The following is a 16,092-nucleotide window of genomic DNA, read 5'->3' as shown; positions in this document are numbered from 1 at the left end:
GCTCATCTTACAACCCCACTCCAAATAAAATTTTTAGATTGTATAGATCTTTTAAATAGTTATCATTAACATCCGGTTCAGAGAGTAAGTAAGAACCTGAAATTCCTAACCTGAAATTTGAAAAACCAAATTCAACCGCTCCGCTAAAAATATTGAAAAACTGGTTGTCTGAAAAACGGAAAACGGGCAAATATGTCAAAGACAACTTATTAATAAATTGCCATTTTGGAAAATTAACATTAAAACCCAACTGCACTTTATTATCTCCAACATTATTCAAACCAGCGGAAATATTCCAACCATTTTCAGTAAAAAACGTCACTCCACCAAATGCCACAGGTAAATAAATTGTCTGAGTCGCATCCATATTTATAAGCGTAACATCAAAAACTCCAAAGTCTATGACTAAGTTCTTATCGACAATTATCTTTCCGCCAATGTCCACCTTCAAATAAAATTTATCTATAGGTAAAACATTAGCTTTTATATTTAAACCATAAAATCCTGTTAAATTTGAAAGTTTGTAATTAACAACCCCATAAGAAAATTGAGAATCAGTCGTGTAACCAAGTTCACCACATAAATTTGTTACCCTTTGTTGCCAAGCAACTCTGACAAAAGATGAGCCAGACTCAGAAATATAGTTTTCAAGAAAAACAAAATTGCTACTTACAAAAAGATTAGCAGGACTTTCAAAAACTGCGAATGTAAAAGCAAAAAATTCCACAACTAACAAAAGCAAAACACTAATCGTTAGCAGTCTTTTCATAAGCTTTTTTTATCCCCTTTCGGAATTCTTCAAAAGTACCATTTTCCAAACTCTCGCGCATCTTCTCGCCAAATTCCATCATGAAATGGATATCATGAATTGTCAACAATATCTGCCCCAACACTTCTTGTCTATCAAACAAATGCCTTATATACCCTTTGGAAAAGTTCCTACAGGTATAGCAAGTACAATTTTCATCGATAGGTGTCTTATCGTACTTATACCTTGCCGACCTTATGTTAAATTTACCATTCCATGTAACGGCAAGCCCGTGCCTTGCCACTCTTGTTGGGAAAACACTATCGAACATATCCACACCATTGGCAACTAAATCGACCAACAAATCTGGAGAACCACCACCCATAAAATAGCGTGGTTTATCTTGCGGCATTTTAGGACCTATGAATTCAACCATCTTAATTGTTACCTCGCGTGGTTCACCAACACTCAACCCACCGATCGCAAAACCGTCGAAATCAAACTGGGTAATCTCATGGAGACTCAATTCTCTCAAATCTTCATACGTTGCACCTTGAATTATACCAAACGTTGCCTGATTGGATATTCTTCTCAAATGTTCAAGACTTCTTTTTGCCCACTTTGTGGTTAACTTAACCGCTCTCTTAGCTTCATCATATCCATCTTTAGGGTCTGCGCAATAATCGAACGCCATAACGATATCTGAACCAAGAGTAGCTTGTATTTCCATGGAAAGCTCCGGGGTAATATAATGCTTCGAACCATCTATAGGTGACATTATCCATACGCCATCATCTGTTATTTTCTGGCCTTTCTTTAAGCTGAAAACTTGAAAACCACCACTATCGGTTAGTATTGGTTTATTCCAACGCATAAAATTATGAAGCCCACCGAACTCTCTGATAACATCAAGTCCGGGTTTTAAGTACAAATGAAACGCATTTGAAAGAATTATCTGAACATTGTTCTCTTCAAGTATATGCGGTGTAACAAGCTTTACATTCGCATTCGTCCCAACAGGCATAAAAGTAGGTGTTTCAACAACACCATGTGGTAAGTGAATCCTACCTCGTCTGGCATGTCCTTGTGTGTTGATTATCTCAAATCTTAGTGAACCCATTTTCCTTTACCAACTCCTGTATTCTATCATAATAAACCTTTGCTTCATGCATTACTTCGTACATTTCGTCAAGAATTTTATTTTTATATTTTTCATCTGTAATTGACTTCAAATTAATCATGACATTGTACTCACCAATTTTACAAGCTGCTCTCGCAAGCTCCGCAGCACTGAAAGCGTCTGATATTGCATTCTTATTTCCCCACTTCGCCACAATCTCACTGTACTTCAAAATATCTCTTGCGCACTCAATAAGCTCAAAAGGAGTTTCGATGGCTTTCTTTAAAGCCTCTTGAATCTTTTCTTCACGGTTTGGTTCTTCCTTTGGAAGCTTATAAGCTGCCATAACTGCATCAAAAGCCTTAACATCTTCTTCGGCAAGCTTCAAAGACTTTTCAACAACCAATTCCATATTTTCCAACACTTCCTGCATTAAACCCTCGTACTCCTCATACTTTTTCTTTCCAAATGTTAAATTCGCAACCATAGAATTTAACGAACCGGCAAGCGCGGCGGCAACAGCACCAACAGCTCCACCACCAGGAACTGGCGTCTTCTCTTTAACTTTATTACACAATTCCTCAACAGTAATTTTCCTAACCTCCACAAGTACCCCCTCCTTCTTCTTTTATTCTTAATTTTTCCCACGTTGAGTTAAAAATCTAATTTTAAGCAAATCCAAAGAGGAAGACAAAAAACTTCTATTTAATTATACCACACTCGAACGGATTATACCACATGTACTTTTATCCTAGATTTTTCCTTGACAAACGTATATAATTTTTTGTAAAATGTTAAGATAGAATATCAAAAAACCCGCAAACATAAAAATTTCTATTGGAGGTGAAATTAATGAGTATTAAAATGGTGAATTACATTTTATTACCTGTGTTAGTTGCTTTGGGAATAGGTTTAACCATTTTCTTAGACTACCGTTCAAATACTGAAAATAGCGGTCTTTGGATGAATAAGATGGAAGAAACATTTGCAAAAAATTTAGAAAAGACATTTGAAGATGTCCAGAAAAAACTCCAACTCGCATCCGACTATGTTCTATCAAAACAAGAGATATTAGAAGCATTCGCTAACAAAGATAGGGATATGCTCATACAATACGTGATGCCAATCCATGAGAATTTATCAAAAAAACTATGAAACCAACCTAATACACTTCCATACTCCTGATTTGAAATCGTTCCTCAGAACTAATGATTTAAATAAATACGGAGATAGTTTAGACTATAGAAATGACATAAAAGTTGTGCTCCAGAAAAAAGAACCCATATTTGTATCATCTCCAGGCAAAAGTGGTGTTGGCTTTAGATACGTAAGACCTGTATACTATAACAACGAATTTGTGGGTACTATGGAAGTTACATTTTTATTAAATAAAGAAGTGCTTAAAAAAATCGGGGATGCGATTGTCTATCAATTCTTAGATGAATATGGTAAACCTGCAGAAATAATTACAAAACCTGACGAAGTTGAAGATTTTCTGCAAAAGTACAACATTGAAAACCTAAAAGCTGGAAAAGAAGAATCTTTTGAGGATGATAAATATTTTTACATAAATTACCCTTTTAAGGATGTCGATGGAAAACCATTCGCAGTACTCCTTCAAAGAATCGACGCAAGGGATATTTTCAGTATGCAGAAAAAAGATATAACTTCCCAGATTATGTTAGGACTACTTGTGGCTTTGATAACAATAGCTATTGTTGTACTCTGCTCCACACTCACGGTGAAAAAGATCTCAACTCTTGTGATAGAAATAGAAAAATTACAAAAAGAAAGGAACTTAGCAAAAGGAATCTCATTCAAATCAGGTAAAGATGAAATATCAAGCGTTTTTCAAAAATTATCTGAGTTGCTCGCTAATTTAAGAAATATAATAAAAGAATTTGTCCTCTCATCAAAAGATTCTAACATTAGATTAGGTACACTTATCTCAAAAATCGATGATTCTTACTCTTCGCTTGAAGTATTCAAGGAAAGCTTTGAATATGGAGTTCAAATGGCACAAACGTTATCTTCTTCAGTAGAGGAAACAACAGCAACAATAGAAGAAATATCTGCCACCACATCAAACATATCAAAAGCTGCCCAGAACGTTGCCACAGCAGTTGAAAAAATAACAAATGATGTTGAGCTAAGTAACGATTCGATAGTTCAAATGAAAGGCTCAGTCGATGAAACAATTCAAGGTTCACAAGAGATAGTTGGGTTCGCAAATCAATTGAAAGAAAAATCCGAAAGGATAGGAGACATATTAAAGACGATAACGGATATAGCGGAGCAGACGAATTTATTAGCATTGAACGCAGCAATAGAAGCTGCACGCGCAGGAGAGGCTGGAAGGGGATTTGCGGTTGTTGCGGATGAAATTAGAAAACTGGCTGAAAGTACGAGGATATCGGCTACAGAGATAGGTAAAATACTGACAGAGCTAAGAGACGGAGTTGGTGGAATAAGCGAAAGACTTGAAAGTTTTGATGAAAAAATAAGGAATATAGAATATGCGACTAAATTGGTGAGCCAAAAACTTGAAGATATACAATCTGAAGTAACAACGCTAGAAAAAGAAGCATCAAACCTTGCGGCGGTAACAGAAGAACAAAGCGCATCTATAGAAGAAATATCCGCAGCAATGGCAACATTGTCAAAAACAGCAACCGACATGAGTGAACAGATGGAAATGGACAGAAAAGGATCAGAAGAAATGGAAAACAACTTTAAACTTGTGAAACAATCCTCTTTTGAAGTATCTGAGTCATTTAAGAAAATCGGATCAATCATATCAAGTGAAATAGTTGTTTTAAACGAAAGCGAGTTAAAAGATATAATTAATAGTGAGATAGAAGCCCATGAAAAATGGATGAAAGATGTGGAAAGTGCTATAAACAGAATGGATGAAAAATTGAATGTCGTATTAGATGGCTCATTCTGCAAGTTTGGTTCCATTTATCATTTTGTTAGACCTCCAGAAAAAGTAGCGGACAAATGGAGAGAAATAGATGCACCACACAAGAAAATACACGCGTTTGGAAAAGAAATAGACGAAGCCTTAAGGAAAAAAGATTACGAAAAGGCAAAGCGTTTATTCAAAGAAGTTGAGAATACAAGAGACGAAGTAATAAGACTTATGAAGGAGATATCCAATAACCTAAGTTAGTAAATTAAAAAGAAAAACCTCTCCTCAAAATTTGTGAGGAGAGGTTTTGTGATAATTTTAATCTTTAAATTCCTCATAAACTTTTCGTATTTTATCAATCTCACTTAAAAATGCGTCAACGACATTTGGATCGAAATGTTTACCTTTTTCTTTTACTATCATTTCCAAAGATACGTCAAAATCAAACGGTTCTTTATACGGCCTTTTCGTTGTCAGCGCGTCAAAGACATCAGCTAACGCAACTATCCTTCCTTCTATACTTATCTCTTCTCCTTTTTTACCCCTCGGATAACCACTACCATCGAATTTTTCGTGGTGGTCTGAAATTATATTTATCATAACTTCTATTGCTTGAGTTTCCATAAAGTTTTTCGAACTATTAGAAAATTTTCTAAGTACTTCTTCACCTATCTCAACATGTTTTCTCATTATAGCCATCTCTTCATCTGTCAACCTTGCTGGCTTAAGCAATATCGCGTCTGGTATCCCAACTTTACCTATATCGTGTAAAGGTGCAAAGCGGTAAATTTCTCTGACTTTTCTCGGATGTAACCCCAATTTTTCCGCTATTATTTTCGAGTAAAGAGCTACTCTTTTAATATGATTGCCAGTTTCGTTGTCTCTAAACTCAACAAGGTCAACAAAGCTTGAACCGAGATTTGAAATTAAGTTTTGCATAATTATCGAATAGTAAAATCTATAGGAAATTACGTTCGAAAGTGCCAAAAGAAGCCTTGCATCGCGCTCTGTGTAATTATTTTTCCTTTCCGAAGCTAAAAAGATAAAGCCAAACGGTCTGCTGTTTATTGAGGTTAAAACAGTCAAATTTGATTGAAAGCCTTCTTCCAAGATAAAATTGGTACTTAAAGATTTTGTTTTTTGAAAGTGTTCATAAAGGTCGTTTATTATCCTAAATTGGATATTTTCACTAATCATCTTTCCAAGAGAGGTTTCATCAAAACTTTGTTTAAACCCAGCTTTTAAAAAAAATTTTTTATTTGGATCTTTTGTATAAGCAACTTCGGCAGTTATAGTTTTACTTTCCCAATCGATAAGAGCCACAGAAAACCTTTGCGAATTGAATAAACTACACAAATACGGCCCAATATTAAAAACAAAATCTTCTATCGTTGAAGTCAATGGTATGTGTTTAATTGTATCGTATATATTCTGAACGTTATTAATTTCATTAATAGCTTTAAAAGCTTCTAAATCTTCTTCGTACTCTATTTTTGGAAGAGGTATAGCCGAGATATTAACATTACGTGCTATTTGTTGAAAATTATCTATAACTTTATCAACATGCTTTTTGAATTTTCTTGTTTGAAATCCAAAAAACGCCATAATAATTACACCAAAAACAACGAAAATGGAAGAAAATTTATAAACATTGTTTATATGCGAAAATTTTTTCTCTTCATAGCTTCTAAGATAGGAAGCAAAGTCACGAACGTAATTTAAGACTTCTTCTTTATCGATTTTTCCATTTTTAAAATCTTCAAGCGCTTGAGCAAATTTTTCGTATTTATAACTAACATTTCTCATAGGTACTAACAACTCATCAAAATTTTTCCTTCCGACAACAACATCGTTTATTAAATTAAAATACGCGCGTATATTAACGTAAGTTTTTTGAAACTCTTTGTGCTGAAATACATCAAAAATAATTATAAACAGCAGGAAAGCGAATAGAATTGTAATAAGGTACATATTGAAATTCATGCATTTTTTCAAACTTCTAAGTTTTTTCATAATTCCATCTCCTTACAGAAATGTTCATTTCGTTGAAAGAAAATATAAATCTTTTTTGTATTTTATTATATCACAAATTATTTTATTAAAATCAATTAAAAAGAATTAGCATTCCTCAAAAATTCACAGATATTTAAAATTTCTCTTGAAAAATAAAAAATAAATGGTAGAATAACTCATGGTGCCGTACTAAGCGGGGGGTTGGTGGTCCCCTGTAACCCGAAACCCACCTTAGCGGGGCTGAATTCCCCGTCTGAGGCTACCTGGGTTCGGAAACGGCGTACCTGATGGCGTTGAAGGTTGGGTCCTACGCAACAACTACCTGCGAACCGGGTCAGGTCCGGAAGGAAGCAGCCCTAAGTAGGCAAGTGTGTGCCGTAGGAGTGCCCGGCCGGAGCCACAACGGGTACGTACGACCGGGTTCAGGCGTGTCGAAGCGGGGTGTACGGCACCATTTTTTTTGTGTGAATTGTGTAGGCCAAAATAAAAAAGCTCAAGAGGAGCTGTAAGCCGGATTCTGTCTTGAGCAAGCATCTGTCTAAGCGGTCTACCCGGGGGATTTAGGGTGGGACCGCCCAACCCCCTGTTTGACCTTGCTCCGGATGTGGGTTGCCAAGCCAGTGCATTACTGCACTGCTGGTGAGCTCTTACCTCGCCTTTCCACCCTTGCCTTACTCGGAATAACCTTTCAGGCGGTTTCCGTTTCTATGGCCCTATCCGTGGCTCACGCCACCTAGCCGTTAGCTAGCATCCTGCCCACGGAGTCCGGACTTTCCTCAGGACAGCCTTGTGCGGCTGCCTGCGCTTGCTCGCCCCTCTTGAGCTTTTAAAATTTTTAAAGCAATGATTTGCGTAGATTATTCTACTACACTTTCAAAATATTTCAATTTCTGATTGTTGCTCTTATGCAAAATTTATGATAAAATACATTTAGTTCGTAGTACGAATTTTTCACATTAAAATTCTCAGAGAAAAAGCAAAAGGTAGGGAGAAAATGTGGCGAAAGTAAACGTGCTTAATGAAAGAATAGAATATTCGTTATTTCACTTAGCATGGCCTCTCATAGTTTCAAACGCGCTTCAAACAATTTACAATATCGTTGATTCTTATTTTCTAGGTAAGCTTGGGCCTGTACAATTCTCAGCTTCCACAATTACTTGGCCCGTTATATTCACATTTATCTCACTTGCCATGGGTTTTTCAAACGCTGGGATAGCTATTGTCTCACAAAGTTACGGAAAAATGGATATACAAAAGGTTAAAAAATCAATTGGGCAGTTATACCTTGTTACGATATCCGTTGGTTTGCTGGCTACCGTACTAGGAATCGCTTTTGCAAAACCTATATTGAACTCTATCGCGGGTTCTGAAAGTAGAGATGTTGTCCCGTATGCTTTAAAATACTACATAGTAGATATGTTAGGTCTTCCACTTGTATTTATAATCAACAGCACAACTTCCGCGATGCGCGCCGTCGGTGATTCTCAATTTGGCATGAGAATAACCCTTTACATGAATCTTATAAATATGTTTTTCGATCCACTATTGATATTCGGTATTGGACCATTTCCTAAGCTTGGTGTTGCCGGTGCAGCTTGGGCTACTAATATTGGTCGGTTTATAGCAGCTGGAATTTCTGTATACCACGTTGTTTCAAAAAAAGCTCATGTGAAAATATCGAAAAGCGATTTTAAACCAGATTGGAAGATTATAGGCTTGATTTTTAAGCTTGGACTTCCAAGCGCGCTTGGAATGTCAATAACATCGGCTGGTTTCGCTGTTATTATGAAATATGTGGCTATGTTTGGTCCCGCCGTAATAAGTGCTTACGGGATAGGTAATAGGGTTACCAATTTGGTTTCTATGATATCTTTCGGGCTTGCCGGCGCTGTTTCCACAATGGTTGGACAGTTTATCGGTGCAAAGAGATATAAAGATGCTGAATATACAGTTTTAAAAGCGTTTTACTGGAATATAACCATTATCGGCGTGTTATCTTTATTGACATTTATATATGGTAAGCAAGTGACTCAATTCTTTATAAACGATCCAAAAGTTATACAAATGGGAGAAATCTATTTCAAATACATATCTTTCTCAATGCCCATCTTTACGGCTTATATGATTTATAACAACGCGCTGATTGGAGCTGGGAAGACGATACTAACCATGGTTGGCGATATACTCCGTTTATGGGGAATTAGAATCCCTATCATCGCGGCATTATCTCTCACCTTTGGTTTTAAAGGTATCTTCGTTGGAATGATAATAAGTAACCTAATTGTTTTTGTTATAACTTATCTTTTCTTTAGGCTTTCCAATTGGAAAAAAAGCGTGGTATAATCTTCTGTGTGAAAATAAAAATTCTACACCTAGATTTATTGATTTGGAGGTATTTTATGCGCATTTTGTTTATGGGCACTCCTGAATTTGCCGCGAGTTATTTAGATTTTCTTATTCAAAAAAAATTTAACGTCGTTGCTGTTATTTCACAAAAAGACAAGCCACGCGGCAGGGGGCAGAAATTATTGCCTACTCCGGTTAAAGAGGTGGCTCAAAAGTACGGTATTCCCGTTTTCCAACCTTCAAAACTAAATGAAGAAGGGTTAGAAATTATTGAGAACTACAGACCAGATATTGGTATAGTCGTCGCCTATGGTAGACTGTTAAGAAAACCATTTTTAGATGCTATTCCACTTTACAATGTTCACACATCGCTCTTACCGAAATACAGGGGCCCTGCCCCGATGCAGAGAGCTATCGAAAATGGCGAAAGAGTTACAGGCGTTACTATATTCAAAATAAGCGAAGGTATGGACGAGGGCGATATTGCTTTGCAAAGAGCTTTTGAATTAGAAGAATGTGAACCATTTGGAAGTGTTTACGAAAAGTTTATAAAGTATGGCACAGAACTTCTTGAGGAGTTTCTAAAAAATTATCCAGTCACATTAACCCCGCAAGACCACTCAAAAGCGACATACGCGCCTAAAATAGAGAAAAAAGATTTATACGTTGATTTCTCAAAACCAGCGGTGGAGGTAAGAAATAAGATTAGAGCTTACGATCCAACTCCTGGCGTGCGAACGTTTTTAAATGATATAGAAGTTAAATTGTATGGTGCATGCGAAATAGAAAGCAATTCCCAAGAGAATATTGAACCAGGTACTGTTGTAAGGATTGAAAAGCAATCTGGTGATGGTGTTATAAAGACTATCGATGGTCTCTTACATATAAAATACATCCAATTTCCGGGGAAAAATAAAATAACATTCCTTTCGGCAAAAAACGGTGGGCTCATAAAGGAAGGAATGGTATTTAGAAATTTAGATTAAAAAAACAAAAAATCCCCGCGATGCGCGGGGATAATGTTTTTTATTTACCTTCCTACCAGGGGGATGGGGAGGGGGAGAAATTACTTTTTCGTACTATTTAACCTAAAGTAATCGATATTCTCATCGTGCTCAATTTTTTTGTATCTATGCATTGCCGTTTCATACATTCTGTTTATTATAGCTTTTAAGTCACTTTCTTTACCAATCTCGTTAACTAGGTTTTCAAGTTCACCCATAAATTCGTATTTAAATTCTTTTTCGTCGAACCTTATATTTTCCATCAAAGATAATGGCAAACTCGGTTCAATTTTTTTAAGAAGTTTTATTATGAATTCTACAAAAACATTCTTCACATCACTTTTTCTCTTTGCTTCCGCTAATTTCTCTCTGTATTCAGTTTCCAACTCGTGTTCATACTTAACATAACTGACCATCTTTTCTGTACCTTCCATATAATCCCCCCTTGAAATTTATGTGGAAACAACCAAAAACATATTCATCCTTATAGCATAAATTTAGACTAAGTTAATATGGAAATCGTTCGATTAATTTTTAATTGCCCCTCTTGCCCGTTTTCCCTATTATGTACGCATACCAAGCAGCACCGATAAAAATTAGAATAATACTAACAACCTGAGCTGCTCGAAAGTGACCTGCCATAAGGCTGTCAAGCCTTAGTGATTCGATCCAAAAGCGACCTAATGAATAAAGTATAAGGTACAAAGCTGTTGTTTCACCATATTCACGTTTTCTTTTTTCAACAAAAAAGTACAGAAAAACAAATATAGTTATATCCCACAAACTTTCGTATAAAAAGGTTGGATGGAAAAATCTATCAATATCAAAACCTGGCATTCTTCTTTCAGGTGGAACATACATTTTCCAAGGTAGTGTGGTGGGTCTTCCATAGGCTTCGTAATTGAAGAAATTTCCCCATCTGCCAATTGCTTGAGCCAAAGGAAGCACAGAAGTAAACAAATCGGTTGCGTGGACAAATTTAAAATAACCTTTTATTTTTGAGTATATAAATATCATCAGCAGAGCTCCAAATATACCACCATGGATAGCTAATCCACCGTGCCATATCTTATATATCTCCGAAGGATATTTCGAGTAGTAATTCCAATTAAAAATAACATAGTAAATCCTTGCCCCCAATATTCCGGCAACAATTCCCCAGAATAATCCCTCATCAAGATCTTCTGGTTTAATAGGATACATGCTTAATCTTCTTCTCGCAAGTACGTAAGCGACTAATATACCACTTGCAATACAAATACTGTACCACCTCAATTGAAATTTGCCAATTTGGAAAATGTAATCCCTAACAATAAGCCGTCCAGAAAAAACTTCCCTTAAGAAGAAAAACAATCCAATTCCAACGGCTAAAATAATCACGACTGATAATATAATTCTTTTACTTTTGCTCAACTTTGGCTCCTCCTTTTTCTTAAATCTTTTTCCCATAGTTGTTGATAAATATAACTTACATTAGCTAATTTCTCCTTTATTGAATCATCGAACGGTATATATCTCCAAAATATCTCACGAACAGGTTTTTCAAGCTTTTGAATACCGGCAACTTCTTTAGTAACCCATAGTACATAATCTTTTACGAAATATTCCGCAGGGTTCCCTTTATACTTGTTGTCCTCAAGATACCTATAATACTCACCTGTTAATCCTTCCTCCATCCATCTGCCAAATGAGAGTTCTTTCTCTAACTTCCATCTATATTCACCAAAAGCTTGGTAAAATGGTTCAGTGCCTTTGCGTGAGAAAAGTGGTACAACAATTCTACCACGACCGTAAATATTCAATCCTTCAATAGGTTCCCAACAGAAGCCCATTTCGCCGTAACCCGGGACCAAAATTATATAAGGTGGCATAAGTACTTCTGTACCACGTATATTTCTGGTAAGTGAAGTTTTATCGATAAGCTTAAAATTTTCAATTAATTCGTTGACAAAAGATTTCGTGAAGACTTGGTTTATTTCTTTAAAGTAATTCGATATCAATGCAGGATATTGAATACCAAATTTTCCAATAGCTTTTTTCACCATCTGCCTTACAACTAAGTGTTCTGTTAATTTCTTTTCACTACTTGACTTTAAAGGCAAATTTCTTTGTTTTTCATGCATCGAATCTAAAACTTCCTTTAAGTTCTTTATATCACTATCCATCTTCTTCAATTTTCCAATAGCTTTTATAACCTCATCAAATATTACGTAAACGCCTTTTGAATATGGTCCCTTCCCCTGTATTCCTTTCACAAGGTCTTTAAGTTTTTCTTCCTCTATACTTCTTTCAAACAACCTTCGTTCGTACTCCTTCTCAAACATTGTAGGATCAATTTGTCTTTCTTGCATACTATCTTGAATGACATCTTCGAAAGTTGATGGAGGAACTTTGCTTTTCTTAATAGCAATAATCCATTCATCAGCATAAAAAACTGTATCACTCTGCACAAGCTTTACAATTTCTTTTATTCTATCCCAATCTTTTGCTAAGTAACGCGGATCAACAATGCCAGCCCTAATGAATAATCTTTGCTCCATAGGACTGTTTTCTTCAAGTAATTCCGCAATATTTAAATACACATCCCAAAATATTTCAGTGAAAGAATCTTTGTACTCGTTGAAATTCTCTTCTTGAAGTTTTTTCCTCTTCAAAAACTCTTCTTTTAACCCATCATCAATTCCTGATAAAAGCTTATCAAGATATTCCATCTCAGCCTCTCCAAACAAGCTTGAGTTTATCACCTAAGAATTCCACAGAGTAAACATTTCTAAAACCTTTTTTCAACGCTTTCTCGCACATTTTATCAACATTTTTAAAAGAAGCGACAATTAAAGCGTCCGCTTGTATATTTGTCTCTAAGCTTAAAACAGGTACTCCTTCTATCTTTGTCCCAACTTTGTTTCTGTCATCATCTAAAAACGCTATAACATTGAATTTTTCTTTGTTAGCTATTAATCTAAATAACATCTTACCAACAACGCCGGCGCCGTAAATACAGATGTCTTTTTTTCCAACAAGCTTTAAAAACACATCCTGAAATTTAACTTCGATGCTTTTATACAATTCTGAAATTTCAGACAAATACGCTAATCTTAAATAATTAAGTTTTATTAATCCTTTATTTGTAAGTTTATACTTCCCTTCGACTTTTTCCACAAGCTCATCTGAAAGAAAGGATTTAAGGTATTTATTAACCAACGAAGGGACAATACCTGCCTTCAAAGATATTTCTGAATGAGACGTAATTCCTTCGGAAAGAGCTTGTAAAATCATCATTTGTTTGTATAAGGGAGAATATTCAAAAAAATCAAATTTTTCCATCCAAATCCTCCTCATAATCTCACAATTTTATATCTCTAAACATTTGACCGAATTTTTCTACCTCAGATTTTATTTGACTAATTGCTTCTTCAAGTTATTCAACACCTGCATACAACTGTTCCACAGCTTCATGAGTATTTCGAGAAATTCGAGAGAGTTTGTCTGTATTCTGTGTCGACGCAAATACAACTTGGCTTATTAGATTCAATGATTCTCTGACATTGTTTAATTCTTTGGATATTTTTTCAGTAATCAAGACAGTCGAAGTAACTACTTTATCAACGTCTTTAAGTGAATTTTTTGACTCCTTGGCAAGAGAACGAGTTGAATTAGAAAGTTCCATTATCATTTCCGCTATTCGAGAAAGTCCGTCACGGTCTATTGTTTCTTTACTCGTCTCAATCGATGCGTTTATAGCTAATACAGTTATATTATCTGATATTTCAGTTATTTTTTCAACAAACCCGCCAACAGATTCTATCATATTCGTTAATTCCGTAACAGCATTCGTTATTTCTTCTATTGTTTTCGTAAAGTCTTTTATTCTATCTAATGTCGTTTCCACTTCCGCTCGGCTTTCTTCAAAATAAGCTGCAAATTCTTCAACTGATTTATCAAGCTCCATAGAGGCTTCTTCGGTATTTTGTGCCATAGATTTTATCTCAGCGGTTGAAGTAGATGTTGATATGATATTGTCTGAAATCTTCTCCAACAATTCATTTGTCGCATAATATTGTTTCTTCGTAGGAGCAATAAGAATACCACCAAAAATATAACCAATAATTATGGAAATTATAACCATTACTGGAATTAGAAACTTAAATATGTTAGATTGCAATCTTTTCAAATCTTTGAAAAGCTCATCTTCCCTTGCTGCATGAGCAAAGTATTTTTCACCATCGTAAGAAAAAGCAACGTATCTTTTTACTCCTTGGTATAAATAAGAATATACTCCCGATTTTTCTTGTTTCATATATTCCAATAACCCTGGAACTTGGGTTTTTACGTCAATTCCTATTTTTGTCGGATCTGTATGGTAAAGCGTTATACCTTCAGTTGAAAGAACATAGTAATATCCAAATTCTGGTTTGAAATTAAGTAAAAAATCGTATTGTTTTATTTCGGAAAACACTTTTGTCTCATTTAAAAAATTCTTAAGTGTAATATTTTCGATAATTTTTGAAACTTGAGAAATCAATATCGAAAAGAAAACCAAAGTCGTTGCAAAAATTAATAACGCAATTATTAAAGCATACTTAGTTCTAAGTTTCATCCTTAATTTCATATTTATCCACCCCCAATTAAGATTTTATGTTAATTTTTCAATTAGCTCTCCAATCGTTTCACCGTGCCACTCGACAACTTTACAATCAAAATCAATTTTAATATTTTCACTTTGTGCAATTTTTTGTACATTTTTTTTGCACTCTTCAATCTCTAATTTAGCTCGTTCTATATCTTCGCCAATAAATATACAAACGAACTCATTAGCAGAAAACCTTCCAGAAAACTCCTGAAATTTCTCAAGAAAAAGGTTTCCAATCTTTTTCAATAAATTATTTGTCGCCTCTTCACCATGTTTAGTACTTATCTCTCTAAGATTTTTGATCGTTAATTTTCCAAGTGATGCTGGCAAGTTATTCCTTTGAACAAAATCCAAAGCGTTCAACAATCTCGTTCTAAAATATGTTTTATTGCATAACCCGGTGACTTCATCTATCTCTTTTCCTGATGAAAGATTGTTGTAATCGTTAATTAAACCTATTAAAGCACCAATTGGTTCGTTAACAATCGAAAGCACATGTTGAACAACTTCATGTGAAGAAGGCTCTTCCACAACTAAAAACCCTACAGGTTCACCCTTTTGGTAGATAATCTCTATTACAAAATTATCTTTTATTTTTCTATTTCCATCAAAATATGCTTTTACACTGGAATAATATCTTATGCCCGTAAAATTTTCTATAAACGAATGTAATTCTTCTGGCGAGGCTAAATTCTCACCAAACCCATAGAGCCTCATTTCAGACAATGAACAAATGCTCATATACATCGCTTTAAAGTTCAGTACTTCGCTAAAAAGCTCAAAAAGTTTATTTACAACAAGCCTTTCATCGTAAATAAATTCGGAATAGCTCATTATCTCTCTCACCAGAGTCGATTCTTTTAAGCTCTCTTCAATTATATCCACAAGTTCTCCGTATGGTTCTATATGGATTTTGTAAATTTCCCTTGACCATTCCATAGCGAATGGTTTATTGACAAATTCAAGTATTTCTTTCTCTAATTCATCTTGAGGAAGTGTTTTCTTTAAAAAATAATTCACACCACTTTTTTTAGCCCAAAATTTATTGACTGTTTCATCAGCACCTGTAAGCATGATTATTCCAACATTTTTCGAAAAACTAAAACTCCTAATGAAGCGTGTGAAATGTATACCATTAAGCTTTGGCATTACGTAATCAACAATAACAACATCTGGAAGAAAAGTAAAAAATTTGTTTATACCATCCAAACCATCTTTAGCGGTTTCAACATTGTAACCCTTAATTTCCAAAAGATTCTGCAAAAAATTTCTCCAAACTGTCGAATCATCAATCGCGAGCACTTTTTTCACATTTATCAC

14 protein-coding genes and 2 other RNA genes are annotated in these 16,092 nt (G+C 35.1%); 5 read left to right on the top strand and 11 right to left on the bottom strand.

The genetic code is table 11. The features are described 5' to 3' along the window. Window positions 1-7 precede the first annotated feature (7 nt). Genes AS161_RS09050 through AS161_RS09040 form a run of 3 tightly spaced genes read right to left on the bottom strand, consistent with a single transcriptional unit; the run spans window position 8 to window position 2,475 of the window. Window positions 8-769 carry a hypothetical protein gene (locus AS161_RS09050; protein WP_011994068.1) on the bottom strand — a complete coding sequence of 254 codons (762 nt, stop codon included), beginning with the start codon at window positions 767-769 and terminating at the stop codon, window positions 8-10. After that, window positions 747-1,868 (bottom strand): tRNA guanosine(34) transglycosylase Tgt, encoded by a 1,122-nt coding sequence (gene tgt / locus AS161_RS09045; RefSeq protein ID WP_011994069.1) that lies wholly within the window; start codon window positions 1,866-1,868, stop codon window positions 747-749. The genes AS161_RS09050 and tgt overlap by 23 nt, the downstream gene beginning before the upstream one ends. Then, window positions 1,849-2,475 carry a cyclodeaminase/cyclohydrolase family protein gene (locus AS161_RS09040; RefSeq protein WP_164542572.1) on the bottom strand — a complete coding sequence of 209 codons (627 nt, stop codon included), beginning with the start codon at window positions 2,473-2,475 and terminating at the stop codon, window positions 1,849-1,851. The genes tgt and AS161_RS09040 overlap by 20 nt, the downstream gene beginning before the upstream one ends. 245 nt (window positions 2,476-2,720) lie before the next feature. On the opposite strand from AS161_RS09040, the gene AS161_RS09035 reads away from it, so the two are divergent. Then, window positions 2,721-3,023 carry a hypothetical protein gene (locus tag AS161_RS09035; protein WP_164542571.1) on the top strand — a complete coding sequence of 101 codons (303 nt, stop codon included), beginning with the start codon at window positions 2,721-2,723 and terminating at the stop codon, window positions 3,021-3,023. Beyond that, on the top strand, window positions 2,998-5,040 hold the full coding sequence (locus tag AS161_RS09030) for a methyl-accepting chemotaxis protein (RefSeq protein WP_164542570.1): 2,043 nt from the start codon (window positions 2,998-3,000) through the stop codon (window positions 5,038-5,040). The genes AS161_RS09035 and AS161_RS09030 overlap by 26 nt, the downstream gene beginning before the upstream one ends. 57 nt (window positions 5,041-5,097) lie before the next feature. On the opposite strand, the gene AS161_RS09025 is transcribed toward AS161_RS09030, so the two are convergent. Then, entirely contained in the window at window positions 5,098-6,792 is a 1,695-nt protein-coding gene (locus AS161_RS09025) for an HD domain-containing phosphohydrolase (protein WP_164542569.1), read from the bottom strand. 184 nt (window positions 6,793-6,976) lie between these two features. Here AS161_RS09025 and ffs point away from each other — a divergent pair. Beyond that, window positions 6,977-7,241, top strand: an RNA gene (ffs, locus tag AS161_RS09020) — signal recognition particle sRNA large type. Window positions 7,242-7,282: 41 nt separating this feature from the next. Here ffs and rnpB read toward each other — a convergent pair. Then, window positions 7,283-7,613: RNase P RNA component class A (gene rnpB, locus AS161_RS09015), an RNA gene on the bottom strand. 175 nt (window positions 7,614-7,788) lie between these two features. Here rnpB and AS161_RS09010 point away from each other — a divergent pair. Then, window positions 7,789-9,135, top strand: a complete 1,347-nt coding sequence (locus tag AS161_RS09010) for an MATE family efflux transporter (RefSeq protein ID WP_164542568.1) — start codon at window positions 7,789-7,791, stop codon at window positions 9,133-9,135. A gap of 56 nt (window positions 9,136-9,191) precedes the next feature. After that, a complete protein-coding gene (fmt, locus tag AS161_RS09005) occupies window positions 9,192-10,124 on the top strand; it encodes a methionyl-tRNA formyltransferase (protein ID WP_164542567.1) in 933 nt (310 codons plus the stop codon). An 80-nt stretch (window positions 10,125-10,204) separates the two neighbouring features. Here the strand turns inward: fmt and AS161_RS09000 are convergent, their stop codons facing one another. The 6 genes from AS161_RS09000 to AS161_RS08975 all read right to left on the bottom strand — a co-directional run bounded on the left by AS161_RS09000 (window position 10,205) and on the right by AS161_RS08975 (window position 16,083). After that, the gene (locus tag AS161_RS09000; protein WP_164542566.1) at window positions 10,205-10,576 is read right to left on the bottom strand and encodes a hypothetical protein; all 372 of its coding nucleotides are present in this window, start codon (window positions 10,574-10,576) and stop codon (window positions 10,205-10,207) included. Window positions 10,577-10,676: 100 nt separating this feature from the next. Then, window positions 10,677-11,591: a prolipoprotein diacylglyceryl transferase gene (gene lgt / locus AS161_RS08995; RefSeq protein ID WP_206518811.1), complete on the bottom strand. Its 915-nt coding sequence runs from the start codon at window positions 11,589-11,591 to the stop codon at window positions 10,677-10,679. After that, a complete protein-coding gene (locus AS161_RS08990) occupies window positions 11,552-12,853 on the bottom strand; it encodes a hypothetical protein (protein WP_164542564.1) in 1,302 nt (433 codons plus the stop codon). The genes lgt and AS161_RS08990 overlap by 40 nt, the downstream gene beginning before the upstream one ends. Window position 12,854: 1 nt before the next feature. Continuing rightward, window positions 12,855-13,466 carry a winged helix-turn-helix domain-containing protein gene (locus tag AS161_RS08985; RefSeq protein WP_164542563.1) on the bottom strand — a complete coding sequence of 204 codons (612 nt, stop codon included), beginning with the start codon at window positions 13,464-13,466 and terminating at the stop codon, window positions 12,855-12,857. Window positions 13,467-13,560: 94 nt separating this feature from the next. Further along, window positions 13,561-14,751 carry a methyl-accepting chemotaxis protein gene (locus tag AS161_RS08980; protein ID WP_164542562.1) on the bottom strand — a complete coding sequence of 397 codons (1,191 nt, stop codon included), beginning with the start codon at window positions 14,749-14,751 and terminating at the stop codon, window positions 13,561-13,563. Between the two features lie 24 nt (window positions 14,752-14,775). After that, window positions 14,776-16,083 (bottom strand): response regulator, encoded by a 1,308-nt coding sequence (locus AS161_RS08975; RefSeq protein ID WP_164542561.1) that lies wholly within the window; start codon window positions 16,081-16,083, stop codon window positions 14,776-14,778. Window positions 16,084-16,092 lie beyond the last annotated feature (9 nt).

The sequence above is a fragment of the Fervidobacterium sp. 2310opik-2 genome, assembly GCF_011057735.1.
Lineage (GTDB): Bacteria > Thermotogota > Thermotogae > Thermotogales > Fervidobacteriaceae > Fervidobacterium > Fervidobacterium nodosum.
This window is presented reverse-complemented; position numbering and strand designations above follow the sequence as displayed.